Below are 13,613 nucleotides of genomic sequence, written 5' to 3' on the forward strand. Positions count from 1 at the left end.
CTTACTCGAAGGCGGTCTGGTTGGTGATGAGCGTGCGTTCCCTCGGATCGCGGGCGACGCCGGTGATGCCTTCGGATTCGCCCTGGATGACGCGTTCGTGCAGCATCGGCACGGCCGCATCCTTCTCCAGGATCAGCTTCTCGGCGTCCAGGATCGCGGCGCGGCGGTCGTCTCCGGGTTCGGTGGCCGAGGCGTCTGCCAACGCCGCGTCGACCTGAGGGTCGCAGAACTGGGAGATGTTGAACGATCCCTCGCAAGCGAAGTCGGAGAACATGTATGCCACGGGGTCACCGGAATCGAGCACGGTGGCGCGGGAGAGGATGAAGGCATCGAATGCGCCACTGAGCGCGTCGGTTTCGATGAACTGGTATTCGCGCACCACCTGCTCGACGACGAAGCCCTTCGCCTCGAGTTCCTGCTGCAGCAGCACGGCGACCTCGGGAAGTTCGGCGCGGTCGGTGAAGGTGGCGAGGGTGATCTTCTTGCCCGTGGCATCACCCGCCGGTGTCTCGGTGCGCGCGGGACGGTCCGCCGCCCACGGCAGCGCCGGGCCGAGCAGCCCGTTCGCGGCGTCAGCGCGGCCCTCGTAGACCTGCTCGACCAGACGATCCTTGTCCACCGACTCCCGTGCGGCGGCGCGCATGGCCGGATCGGCGAACACGTCGGACGACGTGTTCAGGTACAGGGTGTTGGTACGCGGCATCGGAACCTCGTGCACCAGCGACGGGTCGATGTTGGCGGCCTGCGACACCGGAATCGCCTCCACCACATCGGCGGTGCCGTTGCGGAGCGCCGCTGCGCGGGCCGTACCGTCGGGCACGAAGTCGACGTCGATGCCGGCGAGCCTCGCGGTCTCACCCCAGTAGTTCTCGTTGCGATCCAGCGTGGCACTGGATGTGCCGTTCACAGCGGTCAACACGAATGGTCCGGTGCCGGTTCCGACGGGGTCGCTGCCGCCTGCGGAGTACGCCGCGGGTGCCAGGATGGCGAGCTGAGGGCTCGAGAGTCGTTGCGGCACCAGTGGATCGACGTCCTCGGTGGTCACCTCCACTGAATCGTCGTCGGTGGCGGACACCGTCAGCTCGACGCCGTCGAGGATGCGCGGCTTCGGCGCGGCGGTGGTGGCAGCGGTCAGTGCGGTGACGACGGCTGCGGAGTCGAGCGGCGCACCGTTGTGGAACCTCACGTCGGGTCGGAGGTCAAAACTCCAGGTGCGCTCGTCGACGCGGTTCCAGGCGGTGGCCAGAGCCGGCTGCGCATCACCGAGATCGTCGAGCGTGACCAGGGTTTCGGCGGTGGACCAGCGCGAGAGTTTGAAGGCGTCGTCGCTGAACTGCGAGAGCCCCGAGCGTGGCGGCTGCAGCATTGCAACGCGGGCCCTGTCCGTGGTGTCGTCGGAAGGGGCCGAAGAAAAGCAGCCGGTCAGCGTGAGGGTTCCTACCGCTGCCAGGGTGCCGAGGCGGAAGACGTTGGTGGTCAATGGATCTCCTGTGGTGGTGCGAGCCGGGGTACGGCGTCGATCAGGTCTTGGGTGTACGGGTGCTGTGGGTCGGTGAGAATGTCTCGTACACTGCCGGTTTCGACGATCCGGCCGTCGTGCATCACCGATACCTCGCGGCAGAGTCGTGCGACCGCAGACAGGTCGTGGCTCACGATCAGCAGGGCGCTCGGTAGGCCGGCCAACACTGAGAGGACCTGCTCACGCAGGTCGGGGTCCAGTCCGCTGACCGGCTCGTCCGCCAGCAGATACCGCGGTTCGCATGCCACCGCACGCGCAATGGCGACGCGTTGATTCTGGCCACCGGACAGTTCGGTCGGGCGGCGCTGCAGATAGCGCTGGTCCAGCCCGACGGCAGCGAGTGCGGCACCTGCCTTGGCTCGATGATCGCCGTCGATGCCGAGCAGTCGCAGCGGCGTAGCCACCAGATCCAGGACACTGCCGCGTGGGTCGAGACTGGTGGCGGGGTCTTGGGGTACGTACTGCACCAATCGGCGAAACCACCGCAGCGATCTCGCGGAACCCGGACGGACGTTGCGCCCCTCCAGTTCCACGGTGCCCGCATCGGGGGAGTCCAGTGCCAGCAGCATGCGCAGCACAGTGGTTTTCCCCGAACCGGATTCGCCGACAACAGCGACGCGACCGGCAGGCGGTAGCGAAAGCGAGACAGCGTCCAGCGCGGTACGAGACGATCCGTGTCGAACGTAGGTGCGCGTGATGTTCGTCGCCGCCAATCCCGCGGTCATCGCGCTACCAGCTGACGAAACGGATCGGCGGCGCGAGCTCGATCGAGCATGCGCACCACGACATCGGACCTGGGACTGTCGAGAATCTCTGCCGTGGAACTCGATTCGACGATGCGTCCCGAGTCGAGAACCATCAGGTGATCGCACAGCTGTGCGGCGACGGCGATGTCGTGCGTGATCAGCAGCAGCGAGGCCACCTCACGAAGTGCGTCGAGTACCCGCGCCTGGCTGACCACATCGAGGGCCGTCGTCGGTTCGTCCGCGATCACCAGCGGGCTCTCGCGCGCCAATGCGACTGCGATACAGACGCGTTGACGCTGACCACCGGACAGCTCGAGCGGGTGCGCGGCCAGGATGCGTTCGGTGTCGCGCAGACCCACACGCTCGAGCAGCGTCGAGGCGTCGGGCGTGCGGAGTTGCTTGCCGACGGTGACCATCGGGTTCAGTGCGGTGGCCGAATCCTGGAACACCATCGCCGGGCGGGCGGTGCGCGGTCGCCGGGGCGTCGAAACCCCGGTGACGTCGTGGCCGTCGACGAGAATGCTGCCGCTGCAGGTGATGCCCGGCGGCAGCGCTCCGACCAACGCCGAAGCGATCATCGACTTTCCCGATCCCGACGCACCCAGAAGGCCGAGGCGTCGACCGGCGGGGATCTCGAAGGACACGTGCCGGACGATGCGCGAGTGTCCGGCGTCGATGCAGAGGTCATCGACGGCGAGCACGGTTTCTCCTGGGCTTGAAGGTGTTTATGAATGCGACAATCGTTGTCGATAGAGGACTGTAGGCGAATCGGGAAGGCGACACAAATTAGGCTGATCCGATGAGCAGGGCGAGGGACGCGCAGCGAGCGGCCGTCTACGACGCCGAGCAACTGGTCCGCACCATGTTCGATCGCGCCGAGGAGCGAGGTCTTCGCATGGTGGAGGTGATGGGTTCTCAGATCACGCTGCCGATCGAGCGCAAATTCGCCTCCATCGAGTCGGTGCAGGCGTACGTCGATGCGGTGCTCGGGCTGGATTGGGTCGCCGCCACCTGGCCCGAGGCCGGTCGTGTGATCACCGTCCGGGCCCGTTCGGGTTCGGCTGCGGCGCATTACGAATCGGACACCGCCACCATTGCCGTGCCCCTGCATCGGGGTAACAGGGCCTGGGCGCTGCGAGAGCTGGTGGTGTTGCACGAGCTCGCACACCATTTCGCCGAGGAGAACGAGCAGCAGCACGGCGGCGCATTCGTCGACCGCTACATCACCCTCGTCGGCGAGATCGTCGGCTCCGAGGCCGGGTTCGTACTGCGCGCGATGATGGCCGAGAGCGGCGTCCGCATCGGCTGATCGCATTCGGGTGCATCATGGGAGACGCAGCCCACACGACGAGGAGATGTACATGGCCGTCAAGATCGGTGTTCAGCTTCAGCCCCAGCACGCTCCCGACTATCAGTTGATCCGCGACGCGGTGTTGCGATCGGAGGATGCGGGTGTCGACATCGTCTTCAACTGGGATCACTTCTATCCGCTGTACGGCGACCTCGACGGCGCGCACTTCGAGTGCTGGACGATGCTCGGCGCCTGGGCCGAGCAGACGTCGAACGTCGAGATCGGCGCGCTCGTCACCGGCGGCGGCTACCGCAATCCGGACCTGTTGGCCGACATGGCGCGCACCGTCGACCACATCAGCGGCGGCCGGCTGATTCTCGGCATCGGCGCTGGGTGGAACGAGAAGGACTACGACAACTTCGGCTACGAATTCGGCACGGCCGGTTCGCGTCTGGCCTTGCTGAAGGAGAGCCTGGCCAGAATCCGACACCGACTCGATGTCGGAAACCCGGCTCCCACCCGCGACATCCCGATTCTCATCGGCGGTGGCGGTGAGAAGAAGACCCTGAAGATGGTCGCCGAGTACGCGCACATCTGGCACAGCTTCGCCGACCTCGAGGCGTTGAAGCGCAAGTCCGAGATCCTCGCCGAGCACGGCACCACCGTCGGGCGCGACGTCTCGGGCATCACTCGATCGGTCTCGTGGCCGGGCGCGGACACCGCCCAGGACTTCGTCGACGCCGGAGCCACCCTGTTCACCGTGGGTACCGGAGGCCCCGAATACGACCTCACGGAACTGGGCGAAGCCATCGCGTGGCGGGACGCGCACCGGTAGTCACACGTCACGGCAGTTCGTTGAGCGAAACCCTTGCGCGTCGGCCGTTTGGGTGAGTGGGCCCTGGTCCGCTTAGGGTTTTGTCCATGGTTGCCGTACGCGCTTCACGCGCGCTCGTGGTTCTCGTTCTCGGACTGTTGATGGCCCTCACGCTCGCCGCGTGTGGAACGTCGAACTCCGATGATCAGGCGGCCGCAGGTCCCACCGACCTGTGCGCCCCTCCCGGAGTCGACAGTGCGTCGTCCACGCCGACGAACTTCGACGCTGCCGCAGCGGCCGCGACGGAGGACAGGTACACGACGGACAACGTCACCCCGCTGGACCGCATCGACACGAATGCCTTGGGATTGGCGACGCCGGGAGTGTTGACCGTCGGCACTCTCTCCGACGCCCCGCCGAGCATCTGCCTCGACTCGGCCGGCCAGTACACCGGCTACGACAACGAACTGCTGAAGGCCGTCGCGGACAAGCTCGGGCTGCAGATCAACTTCTCGGGCACCGAGTTCTCGGGCCTGCTCGCCCAGGTTGCGGGCCGCCGCTTCGACGTCGGGTCGTCCTCGATCACGACGACGGACGAGCGACGCAACACCGTCGGATTCACCAACGGATACGACTTCGGCTACTTCTCCCTCGTCGCTCAGACCGGCGGTCCGATCAGCCGCTTCGAGGACCTGAACGCGAGCACCAGGATCGGCGTGGTGCAGGGCACCGTGCAGGACGACTACGTGGTGAACACGCTCGGCCTCGATCCGGTGAAGTTCCCGGACTACAACACCGCCTACGCGAACCTGCGGACCGGTCAGATCGACGCCTGGGTGGCTCCGTCGCAGCAGGCCGAGGGCTTGGTCAAGCCCGAGGACGGCACCGCGATCACACAGAACACGTTCTCGCTGAACAACTTCGTCGGCTGGGCCGTCGCCCGTGACAATCAACCACTGATCGATGCGCTGAACTCCGGGCTCGACGCGGTGATCGCCGACGGCACCTGGGCCACGCTCTACTCCGACTGGGTTCCTCGCGAGCTGCCCGACGGCTTCAAGCCCGGCAGCAAGGCAGCCCCGGAGCCGGAGCTACCCGACTTCGCCGCCATCGCCGCGCAGAACGACGCGAACGCTCCCGAAGCGGTTGCGGTCCAGCCGAAGTCGACGCTGGCGCAGTTGGGCGACACGTTCTTCGACTGGTCGCTGTACAAGTCCGCCATCCCCGACCTGTTCAAGGTGGGCCTGCCCAACACGCTGATTCTGGCGTTGGCGTCGGGCATCATCGGTACGGTCCTGGGCATGTTGCTGGCTCTGGCCGGCCTCTCCCGCACGCGCTGGTTGCGCTGGCCCGCCCGCGTCTACACCGACATCTTCCGCGGACTGCCCGCCGTGGTCATCATTCTGATCATCGGACTGGGCATCGGACCCGTGGTGCAAGGTGTGACCGGCGGCAATCCGTACTGGCTCGGCGCTGCCGCCCTCTCGCTGCTCGCCGCCGCGTACATCGGCGAGATCTTCCGATCCGGCATCCAGAGCGTCGAAGCCGGTCAGATGGAAGCAGCCCGGGCACTCGGATTCAGCCGTCGTCGTTCGATGAACCTGGTGGTCGTCCCGCAGGGTGTCCGACGCGTCCTGCCGGCGCTGATGAACCAGTTCATCTCGCTGATCAAGGACTCGTCGCTGATCTACTTCCTCGGACTGCTCGCCACCCAACGTGAGCTGTTCGCGGTCGGTCGAGATCTCAACGCGCAGACCGGAAATCTGTCCCCGCTCGTCGCGGCCGGATTGTTCTACCTGGTGCTGACCGTGCCGCTCACCCATCTCGTGAACTACATCGACAAGCGACTGCGCACCGGCAAGGCCGAGCAGACGCTGGACCCGGTCGAGCAGGCCGTCGTCGTGGAAAGAGGCTGACATGACTTCTGTTTCGCTCGTAGGCAAGGACATCCACCTGTCCTTCGGTACCAACAAGGTGCTGCGCGGGGTGAGCATCGACGTCCCGGCCGGCACGACCACCACGGTCATCGGCCCGTCGGGCTCGGGCAAGTCGACGCTGCTGCGTGCTCTCAATCGACTGCACGAACCCGAACAAGGCGACATCCTGCTCGACGGCAAGTCGGTGCTGAAGGACAACCCCGACCAGTTGCGTCAACGTATCGGCATGGTGTTCCAGCAGTTCAACCTGTTCCCGCACAAGAGCGTTGCCGACAACATCGCGCTCGGCCCGCAGAAGCTGCTCGGCCTGTCCAAGGAGGCTGCTCGCGCGGCCGCGATGGATCAACTCGAGTTGGTCGGCCTGGCCAACAAGGCGGATTCGCGTCCGGGCAATCTCTCCGGCGGACAGCAGCAGCGCGTCGCCATCGCGCGAGCACTGGCCATGAAGCCGGAGGTGATGTTCTTCGACGAGGCCACCTCCGCTCTCGACCCCGAGCTGGTCAAGGGCGTGCTGGCGCTGATGGCCGACCTCGCGAAGGGCGGCATGACAATGGTGGTGGTGACCCACGAGATGGGCTTCGCGCGATCGGTGTCCAACAGGGTGTTGTTCATGGATCACGGCAGCGCCGTCGAAACCGGAACGCCGGAGCAGTTGTTCGACGATCCGCACACCGACCGACTGAAAGCTTTTCTGTCGCAGGTGCTGTAGCAGTGGTGTGGACAGGTGCCACAGGGGGCACTTGTTCACTCCACTGCCGTAGGCACGTTAGGGCAACCTCGTTGTCCGCGACTTCACCTGAACGTTCCTTTACTTTCGCTTTTGGGTGACAGCGTGCCCACTCATGAAGCCACTACCCTTGTTCGCGGTTCACGACGGAAGCTCCAAGCGATCGGCATTGACGTGCAAGTACAAGTGCGGCGATGCGTGTTTCCACGAGGTTCCCAACACCTCGAAGGGTGAATACTTCGGCGACATCGTCAAGACCGCGATGTCGCGGCGCGGAGTGATCAAGGGCGGTGCCATGGCGGTGCTCGCCGTCGGTGCCGGTAGCGCTCTCGCCGCGTGCTCGACCGACGAGCCCGCCGCCACCGGAAGCGCAACCTCCAGCGCGTCGGGTGCCGACACCCCGCCGGTCGACGGCGTGGATTTCGTTGCGGTGGAACCGAACACCGAGGATGCCGTCGTGATACCCGAGGGCCACGAGCAGGCTGTCGTGATCCGCTGGGGCGATCCAGTCGTCGAGGGCGCTCCCGCGTTCGACTTCGACAACCAGACCGCTGCTGCGCAGGCGATGCAGTTCGGCTTCAACAACGACTTCGCCGGCCTGCTTCCGGTGGAGGGCACACCGAACGCGTTCCTGCTGGCGGTCAATCACGAGTACACCACCGAGCCGGCGATGTTCAAGGGCTACGACGCGGAGAAGCCGACGCGCGAGCAGTTCGACATTGCCCTCGCCGCACACGGCCTGACGGTGGTTCAGGTTCAGGGCGAGGCTGATTCGGGCAAGCTGACGCCGACGATGGGCCGATACAACCGTCGCATCACCGGGACGACGGAGTTCGTCGTCACCGGCCCGGCCGCGGGCAGCGACTTCCTCAAGACCAGCGCCGACCCGACGGGTACCCGCGTGCTCGGCACGTTCAACAACTGCTCGGGTGGTCTGACGCCGTGGGGCACGGTGCTCTCCGGTGAGGAGAACTTCAACCAGTACTTCGGCAACGCGGAGTCGGTCACCGAGACCGTCGCCGCCGATCGCCTCGCCCGCTACGGCATCGAGGGCGCCGCCAGCGATCGCAAGTGGGAAACCTTCGACAAGCGCTTCGATCTCGCTCAGGAGCCCAACGAGGCCAACCGATTCGGCTACATCGTCGAGGTCAACCCGTGGGATCCGCAGTCGGCTCCGATCAAGCACACCGCGCTGGGACGATTCAAGCACGAGGCCGCCACCATCCACGTCACCGACGACGGCACCGTCGTCGCCTACAGCGGTGACGACGAGCGGTTCGACTACATGTACAAGTTCGTCTCGAGCCGCACGATGATGCCCGGCACCGGCGCGGCCGCGATGCGCAACAACCTGACGCTGCTGGACGCAGGCACGCTGTACGTCGCGACCCTCACCGGCGACACTCCCGACGAGATCGACGGCTCGGGCACCCTGCCCGCCAACGGCGAGTTCCGCGGCACCGGAACGTGGATCCCTCTGCTCGAGACCGGCGAGGACGGCCGCGGCACGTCACTCGTCGACGGCATGTCGGCCGAGGAGGTCGCGGTGTTCACCCGCCAGGCGGGCGACAAGGTGGGCGCAACCAAGATGGACCGTCCGGAGGACTTCGAGCCCAACCCGGTGACCGGCAAGGTCTACGTCGCGCTGACCAACAACACCAACCGAGGCACCGAGGGCAAGGCCGCGGCCGACGAGGCCAACCCCCGCAACGCCAACAAGAACGGCCAGGTGCTCGAGCTCGACGACGACCACGCGGGCACGTCGTTCACCTGGAACCTGCTGCTGGTGTGCGGTGACCCGAACGAGGCCGACACGTACTTCGGCGGCTTCGACAAGAGTCAGGTCAGCCCCATCTCGTGCCCCGACAACCTCGCCTTCGACTCGAAGGGCAACCTGTGGGTCTCCACCGACGGCAACGCTCTCGACTCCAACGACGGCCTGTTCGCCGTGGTGCTCGACGGCCCGCGTCGTGGTGAGACTCGTCAGTTCCTGACGGTTCCCGCGGGCGGCGAGACCTGTGGTCCCATCGTCTCCGATGAACGGGTGGTGGTGTGCGTGCAGCACCCGGGCGAAAGCGACGACGCCACCGCCGACGCACCGATCTCGCACTGGCCCGACGGCGGCGACACCCAGCCGCGGCCCTCCGTCGTCGCAGTGTGGAAGTCGGCGTAGCAGTTCGGATCGACAGTGAACCGAAGGGGCCCGCAGTCGAGACAATCGACTGCGGGCTCTTTCGCACTACCGGTGTGGTTGCGAAGCCGACAGGTAGACGGGCGTCACCACCGAGCGAGTGCCCGCAGCGATTCAGGTGTGCCCGCGTAGTGATTGATGTCGGTACGTCCGTCGATTCCGGGAATGGTGCCGCGGTCGGTGAACTGCCAGAACAGCCAGTTCGTCCAGCCGCCGGGCAGCGGCCCCAGCTCGTCGTTGTAGTCGGCGATCCACAGCGGATAGTCGGCGAACTCGTGGGTGTCGGCCATCGCCGTCCGCCAGAAGTTCGGATACGTGTAGATGATCGGCTGACGGCCGGTCAGCGTCTGGACGGTATCGAGGTACCGGTGCGTCCAGTCGATGACCTCGGCAGGCGACCTCCCCTTCGCGTCTTCGAGGTCGAGCACCGGCGGCAGATCACCCGGGCCGTTGATGCCCAGCACCAGTGCCGAGTAGTACGCGCCCTGCAACTCGGGTGAGAGCGTCACATCGGCGTAGTGGTACGCCCCGCGCGCCACGTTCGCCGTGCGCATGACGATGGAATCCTCGACGAAGTACGGGTTGACGTAGTCCAGACCCTCGGTGGCCTTGACCATCGCGAATCCGTGGCCCGCCGCCTTGACGGCATGCCAATCGATCGCGGTGCCGTCGATGTGTTGCCACGACGAGACGTCCGGGCCCTGCGGAACGGCCGACGCGATCCCGGGAGCAGCACAGGCGATGACACCGGCCGAGAACAATCCGAACAGAGCACGTGAGGTGCGAGAGAAGACCACCCGGGTGAGATTAGGGGGCCGGGACCTGGGCACTCAATGGTGAACAGTCACTAATGCGATCGGTCCACAGACATGGTTGAGTCCTCGGTAATGAGACGTGGGTAACACTCACGCCGCCGACAGCGACATACCCAGAGTCGGCACGAACAAACCAATGCAAACACGAACTACATCTCTTGGCTCGGAGGCGCACCCATGACTGTCGTGAACGATCTATCGCATCTGGCTCTCACGGATCTCGACCCGTCCGACTATGCGGTGCCGACCATCGCGCCGATCCGAACCACCGGACACCTCGACCCCGTGTTCTGCATCCACCCGCTGGTGGGTCTGGTCGATTGCTACGCAGGCCTGGCACCTCACGTCGACGACGACCGCCCCATCTACGGCGTCCAGGTACCCGCGTCCGGTGAGCGCGCCGAATCCCTCGCGGCACTGGCGGCGCAGTACGCCGACGACATCGTTCGCATCCAGACCGACGGCACCGTCCACCTCCTCGGCATGTCGTTCGGTGGCGTTCTCGCCCACGCCATCGCCGTCGAACTGCAGAACCGGGGCGTCACCGTCGGCGCACTGACGCTGCTGGACAGCGACCCTGTCCGGGCCCGCGCCGAGGGCGCAGATCTGCTCGGAGCCATGGGTGACGAGATCGATCGCAGCCACGTCGAGGAATTGCTCGCCGTCGCGTCGCACAACGACGAACTCGTCCAGCGCCACCTGCCCGGCATCTACTTCGGCAACGTCCTGGCCGTCTCGTCCCTCGGTACCGACTCCGGTTCCGCGTGGCACCCCTTCGTCTGCGGCACCGTCGCCAAGTACCTCGTGCCCGACGCCACCTCGTTCGACGTCGTCGGCCCTCTCGTCGACAGCTACCTCGGCTGATCCTTCTCGCTACCCCAGCCAGTCCAGCACGGCCGCGGCCGTCCAGGATTGCTGCATGCTGCCGAGCGGCTTTCCGGTGAACGGCTCGTAGTACTCGGCGAAGCTGCCGTCGCTGGCCTGACGCAAGCCTTCGTCGCGCAACGACAGTGACCGCTCCGACCACCCACGACGCGCGAACGCCCACGAGAACAGCCACGTCATCACCGGCCACACCGGCCCGCGCCAGTACTCACGGGCACGGAAATCCTTCGACACCGGGGACGTGGACGGCGGAACGGCATAGCGCAGATCCGGGTGCCCGCAGAACCGCGTGCCCTCGAAGATGCGGATCAAGTTTCGTTCCTGTTCGCGGGGCAGTCCGCCGCACAGCAACGGGGCGAACATCGCGATCGTCTCGGTACCGATCCACTGGCCCGTCCGCAGATCGAAGTCACGGGCCCCACCGGAGCGCGCATCCGTCGTCGCGATGACTCCCTTGCGGAACTTCTCCGCCCACGACCGCAACTCCCGAACATCGGAGTGGGGACGTGAATGGTCCTCGCCGATGGTCGCGAGCACATCGCATGCCACCGCGAAGATGGCGCTGACGAACACGTCCTCGACGGCGAAGCTCATCTTCGTCTTCAATGCATCGTCGTCGTACCCGACCTGCTTCATCTCCTCCACCAGCCAGATGTAGCGGTCGTACTCGAGATTGCTCGGCCGCTGGGAGGCGTCGGAGATCACCGCCTTGTCCTCTCGGAAGTACGGATCCATCTCTCCGGGAACCACATTCGCATAGGCCGAATCCCAGCGGGGCGAATTGTCCATCCCCGACTCCCAGCCGTGGAAGACCGCGATCCGTCCGTTGTCGTCGACATCGCGGGCCTGAGCGAGCCAGCGATGCCACCGCACCAGATCACCCCAGCGGCGGTCGAGGAATTCCTCGGCGACGGCACGCGTCGTACGTCCGTGGCGCTTGGAATGATCGAGGATGCGCTGCACCGCGATCGCGTGCACCGGCGGTTGGGTGATCCCCGAGGTCTGCGGGCTCATCGGTGCGTGCGACGCGAGCGTGCCGGTCGCCCACCGCGCAGGACCGGGGAAGTAGCCGTCGACACCGTTGGCGAAGACGATGTGCGGGATCATCCCGTTCTTCCACTGCGCGGAGAGCAAGGTGTCCATCTCCACCACGGCCCGCTCCACGCTCAGCGGAGCCAGCCCGACCGAGACGAACGCCGCATCCCAGCTCCACATGTGCGGATACAGTCGCGGGGCCGCGCTGGTCATGGTGCCCAGGTCGTTGCCCCTGAGCAGATATGCCGCGCGCGCCGCCAACTGCGTGGAAGTGAAACCTCGATCGCCCATGCAGACAGTTTGCGTCCGCGCGCGTGATTCCGCTCGTTTGAAATCGAGGACCGAACATGTCCTCGATTGTTTCTAGTGTGGGATTCACCAGCCCATCCAGGAGGAAACGATGACCACCGAGAACACCGACATCACCAGAATGCTCGACGAACAGCGCGCGAACTTTCTCATCACCGTGCGCGGCATCAGCGACGAGCAGGCGCGTACCCGCACGACCGCCAGCGAACTCACCCTCGGCGGACTGCTGCATCACGTGATCAGCAACGAACGGCACTGGATGAAGGTGATCGCCGAGCTCGACGACACGGCCGAGTTCGACATGGAGTCCGCCGGCGGCGAATACGTCATGGCGGACGACGAGACTGTCGCAGGGCTCATCACCGAGTGGGAAGAGGTGGCGCGCTCCACCACCGATGCCTTGGCGACGTTGGATCTGAATCTGTCCGTCCCGGTCCCGACGGCACCCTGGGCACCCGAACGCATCTGGCAGAGCGCACGATTCACGGTGCTGCACATCCTGCGCGAAATCTCGCAGCATGCAGGGCACGCGGACATCATTCGCGAGGAACTCGACGGAGCGAACACCACCCGGACCTGGGCATCCGAGGCGGGGATGAGCTTCTAGATAGTCTGGCTTCATGACTCGTACTGCGCTGGTGACCGGGGCAAGCCGTGGCCTCGGGGCCCATATCGCCCGATTGCTCGCCCCGGATCACCACGTCCTGCTCGGCGGACGATCGGCCGAGTCTCTCGAGGCCGTCTCGTCGGAACTGCCGGGAGCCACCCCGTGGCCGGTGGAACTGACCGATCCCGACGCGGTGGCCGCAGCCGCGTCGGGCATCGATTCTCTCGACGTGTTGGTGCACAACGCCGGAGTCGCAGCGCTGGGCACCGTCGAGGAGTCGACGGCGGAGGACTGGCGGCGACAGTACGAGGTGAACGTCATCGCCGTCGTCGAGCTGACTCGGCTGCTCCTACCCGCGCTGCGGAAGGCCAACGGCCATGTGGTGCTGATCAATTCGGGTGCCGGCATTCGCGCGAACCCGGGTTGGGGCGGCTACGCGGCGAGCAAGTTCGCCTTGCGCGCATTCGGTGATGCACTGCGACAGGAGGAGCCGACGCTTCGAGTGACCTCGGTTCATCCCGGACGGATCGACACCGAGATTCAGCGCGAGATCGTCGCACACGAGGGTGGGGAGTACGACGGCTCGAAGTTCCTGCAGCCCAGCACCGTTGCCCTCGCGGTGCGAAACGCCATCGATACCCCCGCCGATGCTCACCCCACGGAACTGGTGCTGCGCACCAGGTGAGCGGAACTTCGTAGTAGGGGTCGAGTTTCCACTCACAACACAGGGTTTGGCG

Annotated in this window: 13 protein-coding genes; 8 read left to right on the plus strand and 5 right to left on the minus strand. The window is 65.8% G+C overall.

All coding sequences use genetic code 11. The features are described 5' to 3' along the window. Position 1: 1 nt before the first annotated feature. The 3 genes from NY08_RS17220 to NY08_RS17230 are packed head-to-tail and all read right to left on the minus strand — an operon-like array spanning position 2 to position 2,966. The gene (locus NY08_RS17220) at positions 2 to 1,480 is read right to left on the minus strand and encodes an ABC transporter substrate-binding protein (RefSeq protein ID WP_045197713.1); all 1,479 of its coding nucleotides are present in this window, start codon (positions 1,478 to 1,480) and stop codon (positions 2 to 4) included. Then, on the minus strand, positions 1,477 to 2,244 hold the full coding sequence (locus NY08_RS17225; RefSeq protein WP_045197715.1) for an ABC transporter ATP-binding protein: 768 nt from the start codon (positions 2,242 to 2,244) through the stop codon (positions 1,477 to 1,479). The genes NY08_RS17220 and NY08_RS17225 overlap by 4 nt, the downstream gene beginning before the upstream one ends. Next, entirely contained in the window at positions 2,241 to 2,966 is a 726-nt protein-coding gene (locus tag NY08_RS17230; protein WP_045197717.1) for an ATP-binding cassette domain-containing protein, read from the minus strand. The genes NY08_RS17225 and NY08_RS17230 overlap by 4 nt, the downstream gene beginning before the upstream one ends. Before the next feature lie 98 nt (positions 2,967 to 3,064). Between NY08_RS17230 and NY08_RS17235 the strand changes: the two genes are divergently transcribed. The 5 genes from NY08_RS17235 (at position 3,065) to NY08_RS17255 (ending at position 9,207) form a co-directional block, all read left to right on the plus strand. Then, positions 3,065 to 3,574 (plus strand): TIGR04338 family metallohydrolase, encoded by a 510-nt coding sequence (locus NY08_RS17235; protein WP_045197719.1) that lies wholly within the window; start codon positions 3,065 to 3,067, stop codon positions 3,572 to 3,574. 46 nt (positions 3,575 to 3,620) lie between these two features. Continuing rightward, entirely contained in the window at positions 3,621 to 4,391 is a 771-nt protein-coding gene (locus NY08_RS17240; protein ID WP_179272808.1) for an LLM class F420-dependent oxidoreductase, read from the plus strand. A gap of 86 nt (positions 4,392 to 4,477) precedes the next feature. Further along, the gene (locus NY08_RS17245) at positions 4,478 to 6,286 is read left to right on the plus strand and encodes an ABC transporter substrate-binding protein/permease (RefSeq protein ID WP_045197721.1); all 1,809 of its coding nucleotides are present in this window, start codon (positions 4,478 to 4,480) and stop codon (positions 6,284 to 6,286) included. Position 6,287: 1 nt separating this feature from the next. Then, positions 6,288 to 7,016 carry an amino acid ABC transporter ATP-binding protein gene (locus NY08_RS17250; RefSeq protein ID WP_045197723.1) on the plus strand — a complete coding sequence of 243 codons (729 nt, stop codon included), beginning with the start codon at positions 6,288 to 6,290 and terminating at the stop codon, positions 7,014 to 7,016. A gap of 133 nt (positions 7,017 to 7,149) precedes the next feature. Next, positions 7,150 to 9,207 carry a PhoX family protein gene (locus NY08_RS17255; protein ID WP_032396953.1) on the plus strand — a complete coding sequence of 686 codons (2,058 nt, stop codon included), beginning with the start codon at positions 7,150 to 7,152 and terminating at the stop codon, positions 9,205 to 9,207. A gap of 104 nt (positions 9,208 to 9,311) precedes the next feature. Here the strand turns inward: NY08_RS17255 and NY08_RS17260 are convergent, their stop codons facing one another. Beyond that, positions 9,312 to 10,022, minus strand: a complete 711-nt coding sequence (locus NY08_RS17260; RefSeq protein ID WP_045197725.1) for a glycoside hydrolase family 25 protein — start codon at positions 10,020 to 10,022, stop codon at positions 9,312 to 9,314. Between the two features lie 195 nt (positions 10,023 to 10,217). Between NY08_RS17260 and NY08_RS17265 the strand changes: the two genes are divergently transcribed. Next, on the plus strand, positions 10,218 to 10,904 hold the full coding sequence (locus tag NY08_RS17265; RefSeq protein WP_032396955.1) for a thioesterase domain-containing protein: 687 nt from the start codon (positions 10,218 to 10,220) through the stop codon (positions 10,902 to 10,904). 9 nt (positions 10,905 to 10,913) lie between these two features. On the opposite strand, the gene ggh is transcribed toward NY08_RS17265, so the two are convergent. Then, positions 10,914 to 12,251 (minus strand): glucosylglycerate hydrolase, encoded by a 1,338-nt coding sequence (ggh, locus tag NY08_RS17270; protein ID WP_032396956.1) that lies wholly within the window; start codon positions 12,249 to 12,251, stop codon positions 10,914 to 10,916. Positions 12,252 to 12,360: 109 nt separating this feature from the next. On the opposite strand from ggh, the gene NY08_RS17275 reads away from it, so the two are divergent. Continuing rightward, positions 12,361 to 12,876 carry a DinB family protein gene (locus NY08_RS17275; RefSeq protein ID WP_032396957.1) on the plus strand — a complete coding sequence of 172 codons (516 nt, stop codon included), beginning with the start codon at positions 12,361 to 12,363 and terminating at the stop codon, positions 12,874 to 12,876. A gap of 13 nt (positions 12,877 to 12,889) precedes the next feature. Further along, complete coding sequence (locus tag NY08_RS17280; protein ID WP_045197727.1) at positions 12,890 to 13,561, plus strand: SDR family oxidoreductase; 672 nt, start codon at positions 12,890 to 12,892, stop codon at positions 13,559 to 13,561. The last annotated feature ends 52 nt before the right edge of the window (positions 13,562 to 13,613 follow it).

Source organism: Rhodococcus sp. B7740, assembly GCF_000954115.1.
In the GTDB taxonomy this organism is placed as follows: domain Bacteria; phylum Actinomycetota; class Actinomycetes; order Mycobacteriales; family Mycobacteriaceae; genus Rhodococcoides.